The following is a 6,029-nucleotide window of genomic DNA, read 5'->3' on the forward strand; positions in this document are numbered from 1 at the left end:
GCGAGTGGAGCGTAGCCAGGCATGGCCAACAGAAGGAGAACGGCGGGCAGATCCTGCGCGTACGCCGGCCGAGCGGATCAGCGCGCAGGATCGGACAGGGCGGCGAAGCAGCCCGAGACCGCCTTCGCGGTGCCGGCGAGCGGGAAGCGTGCGCCGAGGTGGCCGTCCGGACGGACGATGAAACCGGTCGGGCCGTCGGGGCGGTAGAGCCGCGCGAACTCACCGCCGGCATCGCGGTACGCGGGAGTGTCCGGCGGGCAGTTCCGGCCGACGACGGCGACCGTGTGCAGCCCGCCTGCCTCGCCCGCGTCCCACGCCTCGATGTCGGCATGCTTCTCCGCGTACAGCAGCAACACATGCCCCGTGAGTCCGCGCAGGACGTCGAGCAGGCGCAGCGGGTAGGTGGCCACCGGTGTGGTCAGGCCCGCGCAGTCCGGGGCCCGGTCGCCGGGCTGGGGCGCGTCGTCCGGTCCGGCCGGGGCGCCTGCGAGCGGGCTGTCCCGGTATCCCACGAGCAACTGGGCCTCGCGGAGCATCAGTGTCTCCATGTCGTCGGAGTCGTTCTCGATGCCCCGCGTGGCGTGCCGCACGGTCCGGCCGACGACCTCTTCGCCGACCGGGCGGCGCTCGGCGTCGTAACTGGTGAGCAGCGCGGACCCGGCCTCCCCGCGCACGACCAGGGCGACCTTCCAGGCCAGGTTGCAGGCGTCCTGGATGCCGGTGTTCATGCCCTGCGCCCCGGTGGGTGGATGGATGTGGGCGGCATCGCCCGCGACGAAGACCCGGCCTTTGTCGTACCGGTCGACGATGCGGTGGCTGATGCGGAAGACGGACGCCCAGCGCATCCCGGACAGGGCCGCCGGCCGTGGGGCCAGACGGTCGACGACGGCCTGGATGTCGGCGAGCTCCGGAACGCGTCCGCCTTCCAGTCCGTGCGCCACTTCGGCTCCGTCGGCTGCCCCGGCGGAGAGTTCGGGCGGCACCAGCATCGACATCCGGTACCGCCCCGCCCCAGGAAGCGGGATGCAGACCAGCAGGTCATCGGTGGAGCCGTCGTCGCCGACATGGCTCGCGCGCACTCCGTAGCCGTGGGGCAGGTCCCAGTCGGCCACGACATCGGCCAGCATGTACTCCTCGGCGAACGCCCCGCCCTCGAACGAGAGCCCCAGCCCCTTGCGTACGGTGCTGTGCGCGCCGTCGCAACCGATCAGGAACCGGCAGCGGACCTCCTCGTCGCCCCCGGCATCGCTGCCGAGCCGGGCGGTCACCCCCTCCGCGTCCTGGGTGAACGACAGCAGTTCGGTCCCACGCTCGACGCGGGTGTCGAGGCCCGCCACGTACTCCTCGAGGATGCGCTCGGTCTCGTACTGCGGAAGCGCGGCGAAGCCGTACGGCACCTCCGGCGGCAGCGCGAGTTCGATCCGTGCCGCCTCGCTCCCATTGACATGGATCAGCTGGCCGCGCATCGGGACGGCGGCCTCCAGCACGGTCCGCACCAGACCCATCCGGTCCCAGATCTCCATGGTGCGCGGCTGGATGCCGACGGCCTTGGCGTACGGAAGCCGGGCCGGCAGCCGATCGACGATCCGGCACGCCACCCCGCGCCGGCGAAGCTCGGCGGCCGCACTCAGCCCGACCGGACCGGCGCCCGCGATCAGTACGTCAGTGATGTGCTCGCGCGCCACGGCTGCCTCCCAGTGCCCGGCCCCGACGGATCGCTCACCCCATGGTCGCCCGGGGTGGTGCGGGCGGCGAGCCGGGGAAGGGTTGTGCATCGTGTTGGCGACTTGACCAGCCCGTCTGGGACGCCCGTCGGGAATTCAAAGGATCCAGTCATGCGACAGCAAATTCAGAGAGGCAGCCCCACAGGCTTCCTTACAGCGGCTAACACAATGAGGCCCGGGGTGTGCTCTTATAGGTGTCCCGGCTCGCCGTTGATGACGAACCGTGTCAGGACTTGCTCCAGCATCTCCAGAAATTGCCGCAGGTTGTCGGCCACCCGATCGAGCTCAGGTTCGTCCAGCGATGCCGTCCGCGTCCGGTAGACCCCGCCCGGGCCAGCGACGTAGGACAGACCGCCGCCGTTCGAGCCAATAGCGAGGCCGCAGGCGTTCTGGCCCACGCCGACATCGACTGCGCCGTACTCCTTGAGTTGCTGAAGGACGTCACCTGCTGGGGTGACGAAGTAGCCGTTATCGACGTCCGACCAAGTCACGCCACCGATGCTGGCGTAGAAGGTGACCAGGTCAGCAGAAGCGAAGCTCACCTGAGCAAGCATGCGAGCCGTGACCTGATCGTCGTGGTCGGCCGGCCGGACCTCATTGGTTCCCGGAGGGAAGCCGTACTGACGCTCGAACTCGTCCGTCATTGCCTTCAGGGACTCTGCGACCCTGCTCATCCACGAAGCCAGCCAGGCAGACGAGAGCGAACAGTCATTCATGAGAGCGGATCATGGCATGCGCCACGGACATTCACGAGGTGACCGGCAACCCTGCTCTTCAGGGTCCGCGCAGTGCGCTGATTTGTCGGTGTGTGATGAGACAGCAGGCGAGTTTGAGGAAGGCTTCGTGGAAGTCCGCTCGTCGCTCCCAGCGGATGCGAAGTCGTTTGAAGCCGTGGAGCCAGGCGAAGCTACGTTCGACGACCCACGGTAGGTTCGCAACCCTGTGCCGTGGAGGGTGCCGCGGCGGGCGATGGCGGGCACGATGCGACGTTGTCGGACCTGGTCGCGGTAGATGTCGGGGTCGTACCCGCGGACGGCGAAAAGTGAGTCCGGCTTGCGTCGCGGATGCCCGACCCGGCCCCTGATGGGTGGGATGGCGTCGATCAGCGGCATGAGCTGAGTGACGTCGTTGCGGTTGCCGCCCGTGAGAATCACGGCGAGCGGTGTGCCATGCCCGTCCGTGATCAGGTGGTGTTTCGATCCGGCTCGGCCACGATCGACCGGACTCGGTCCCGTTCGGTCCCCCCTTTTGTCGCCCTCACGTGGCTGGAGTCGACCACCGCACGCGACCAGTCAAGACGGGCCGCCGCGTTGAGCTCGGCCAGCAGCACTTCATGCAGTTGCTGCCAGACATCGACCTCGTTCCAGTCCCGCAGTCGCCGCCAGCAGGTCATGCCTGAACCGAAGCCCAACTCCTGAGGCAGGTACTCCCACTGGATGCCGGTGTGCAGCACGAAGAGGATGCCGCACAACACCTGCCGGTCTGGCAGGGGCTTGCGGCCCGGGTGCCGGAAACGGCGCTCCTTGAGTGGCAGCAGAGGCTCGATCCGCTCCCACAGGTCATCCGACACGATCCATCGTGAAGTCCCCATGGCCGGACAACGCCCAACTCCTGACGCGGACACGGTCAACAGGACCGATCGGCCTCATTGTGTTAGCCGTTGTTAGCAGGAAAGGTTCTCGCCGTCATCCATGTCAACCTTTATAGGGTCATCAATGAATGCGTCTTTCCTCAGGCGACGGGTCATTCCAGTAATCTCACCGCGAGGCTGTCAACAGCATTCAGTGGGTAAGTTCCGGTGCAAGGAATTCGTTGACGTGTCGGGCGTGTTTAGCGGATATTCGCGATAGTGAGCCTTTTCCAACCCGCGGCAGAGAACGGCGGGTGGCGCGATCGCCGTGCTTGGCTGAGAAACTCTCCGCCGGACAGCAGACTGTGAATCGGTCCCATGCGAAGATCCGAGCACTTGTCGAGCAGGTCATGGCCACCCTCAAGTCCTGGCGACTTCTCAGGAAACTGGAAACTGCGATGCTCCACAACCCGAGTCACCACTCTCGTTCAGTCCGTCCTTGCCCTGCATCTGGCCTGCTCAGCCGGATGATGGAAAAGGCTCACTGGATATCCTCGCTCATGGTCGTACCTGAGCATTCCGTGGCCGCCGGAGCGATTTCCAGGAAACCATTATAGATTTTCCTGCACATACATGGCAATCTGCATGAGTCGAGACTCGTCCTCGGCTGGCATCATGTAATCATTTTCCCTCATGCGTTCGAGGAATTCGTTAGGAAGCCCCACGTGATAGTTCCAGACGTAAAACCAGAGGTCGCCCCGCCAGAGCCAATCGCCATCGCTGAGGATCGAGTCGCCGCCAAGGATGTTTCTTCCTGAACCGAGTACGTCGTCGGAAGACCCCATTACACTCTGTGATTCTCTTGGTGTCCTCAGCGGGTGATGCGATGTAGTCTCGGACGCTTCCTGCGGATTCCCCAAATGATGCAGGCCATAGTTCCTGGTAGGAAGTTTCTGCTTTTATGACCTTGTGGATCATCATGCGCGACCTGTTAATCACCCACCGTATCCGCACGGATTTCTGGCGCCACGTGCAATACTGCTTCTGCGTTTGCGACCATTCGAGTGATCTCGATGGGTAGATGTTCGAATTCTTCCATGGATACGTCGTAGGGCTCCATGCGGTATGTCGCCCCGTCGATCCCCGTTGTCTCGATCAGGTATCGATATCCGACGGGTGAACTGGAGTCACTTACCTTTACCCATGTTGCATTGTGTCGGCGAACCATAAGGTCGCCCAGGTAGGCGGTCAGATCCGTGTGGAGGGTAATCCAGTCCGATTGCTCAAAAGAGCTAAGCGGTAGCCGGTCGACATAGTTTTGTAGCCTAGGTAGGAGCGTCAGGGGGTCCTGGGTGTACCGTTCCGCTCCCACTCCAATCATTTCTGCGATGCCGACGGCTCGATCGTGTGCTCCGAGGGCCCATTCTGCAATGTCCGATGCGGAATCAGCCGGAGTTTCGTTCTGCACTTTCTCTTTACCTTTTCAATCTCAGGGATTCCTTGAATTACTTTCCCGGCTAGTTCTTCTTGGGGGTTTCTCCATATTCGAGGAAGATTATTTTTGCCTGTGTGAGGTAAGCGCGAAGTTCGCTCGACGGTCCTGCGTGTGTGAACGACCAACGGGGATCATATCTGGGATCCATGCGTCTCAGGGCTAGATCTTTGTGGATCTGCTCCCTGATGTGCTTGCTGAGTGGTACCTCGTTCCGGATCGCCTGGCGTGTGCCGTCTCTGAGGGTGATGCTTCGGTACGGGCCGTATGTTTTTACTTCCACGGCGACTGTTCGACCGTCGTGCATCTTCACCGGCACGTCAACTTTGCGTCCACCGCTCGCGGTTACTGGATATCGCGCATCCGTACTTGTCGGAACCGGATAGTGTCGCTCGGCCCCACCACCCCACATCTGGCGGTGGAACTCCTCGCCGCGTTCCCAGCGTGTGCGTGTGGGACGCGTGGTCCGTACATCTCTCAGGGTGAGCGGCCCCTCGGCAGGCAGAAGGGCTGGCCTTAGGTAGTCCGGCTCTCCCTCAGGATGCGGATCTGTTGCAGGGGGACCGTCCCCCGGGTGAACATCGTTGCCGTCAGGTGCCCCTGACGCCTCGCCTTCATCGAGAGGGGCGGGCTGCTCCTCAGCCGCATCGTCGCCGATGCGAGTCCCGTCACCTCGTGCGCCTCTACCGGGGCCCTCGGGGTGAAGAGGTCCGCTGCCATGGGGGACGCCGCTTGCCGGATCCATGCGGTTGGACGTACCGGCACCGGTTGGCCCTCGGTGGGCTGTCGGCCAACCGTTCTGAGGCAGGCCGCTCGCGAGGGGTCTGTTCTCGCCGGTGTGGATGTCCGACGACGTGCCGTCCAGGCTGTTGCTGGGCATGTGGTGGCCGGCTGATCCGCCTGGCAGGTTGTTCGCCGCTCCGCCCGGTGTCCTGCCGGTACCCGTACCAGTGGCGTCGTCGCCGGCCCGCCCCGCGCCCTCCAGGTCGTCGCCCATCCGGATCGCCCCGTCCGCGTTGCCGCCGAGGGTGTGGGCGCCGACCAGGGCCGGCTGTTGGGCCGGGGTCAGGGTGGTGGCTGGGGTCTCCGCCCCCGTGGCCACGTTCTCCGGCTTCGCGGCGCTGTGGTGTTGTTTGAGGGTGCCGTCTTCCTTGAGGACGTTGCCCGGGCGGTCCAGGTAGACGGTGTTGCCGAACTCGTCCGTGCCCTCGAGCACGTTCTCGGGCAGGGCTGTTGTGCCCTC

The 6,029-nt window shown here is 64.6% G+C and carries 3 protein-coding genes and 3 pseudogenes; 1 reads left to right on the forward strand and 5 read right to left on the reverse strand.

The window, feature by feature from the left end; genetic code table 11:
* Nucleotides 1-77: 77 nt before the first annotated feature.
* The 3 genes and pseudogenes from ACIBJG_RS38165 to ACIBJG_RS38175 form a co-directional block, all read right to left on the reverse strand.
* Nucleotides 78-1,685, reverse strand: coding sequence for an FAD-dependent monooxygenase (locus ACIBJG_RS38165; protein WP_399314871.1), 1,608 nt, complete (start codon nucleotides 1,683-1,685; stop codon nucleotides 78-80).
* A gap of 227 nt (nucleotides 1,686-1,912) precedes the next feature.
* Nucleotides 1,913-2,368: an SMI1/KNR4 family protein gene (locus tag ACIBJG_RS38170; RefSeq protein ID WP_399314872.1), complete on the reverse strand. Its 456-nt coding sequence runs from the start codon at nucleotides 2,366-2,368 to the stop codon at nucleotides 1,913-1,915.
* Between the two features lie 130 nt (nucleotides 2,369-2,498).
* A pseudogene (locus tag ACIBJG_RS38175) lies at nucleotides 2,499-3,315 on the reverse strand (IS5 family transposase).
* Nucleotides 3,316-3,632: 317 nt separating this feature from the next.
* On the opposite strand from ACIBJG_RS38175, the pseudogene ACIBJG_RS38180 reads away from it, so the two are divergent.
* Nucleotides 3,633-3,825 (forward strand): annotated as a pseudogene (locus tag ACIBJG_RS38180) (transposase family protein); the annotation flags it as partial.
* Nucleotides 3,826-4,285: 460 nt separating this feature from the next.
* Here ACIBJG_RS38180 and ACIBJG_RS38185 read toward each other — a convergent pair.
* A complete protein-coding gene (locus tag ACIBJG_RS38185) occupies nucleotides 4,286-4,762 on the reverse strand; it encodes a hypothetical protein (protein WP_399314874.1) in 477 nt (158 codons plus the stop codon).
* Between the two features lie 49 nt (nucleotides 4,763-4,811).
* A pseudogene (locus tag ACIBJG_RS38190) lies at nucleotides 4,812-6,029 on the reverse strand (hypothetical protein); the annotation flags it as partial.

The organism is Streptomyces sp. NPDC050422, from assembly GCF_044458665.1.
GTDB lineage: Bacteria > Actinomycetota > Actinomycetes > Streptomycetales > Streptomycetaceae > Streptomyces.

What these genes read in the sequence shown, in the direction of transcription:
- ACIBJG_RS38170 (WP_399314872.1), bottom strand. Translation starts at nt 2,368, where the DNA reads ATGACGGACGAGTTCGAGCGTCAGTACGGCTTCCCTCCGGGAACCAAT.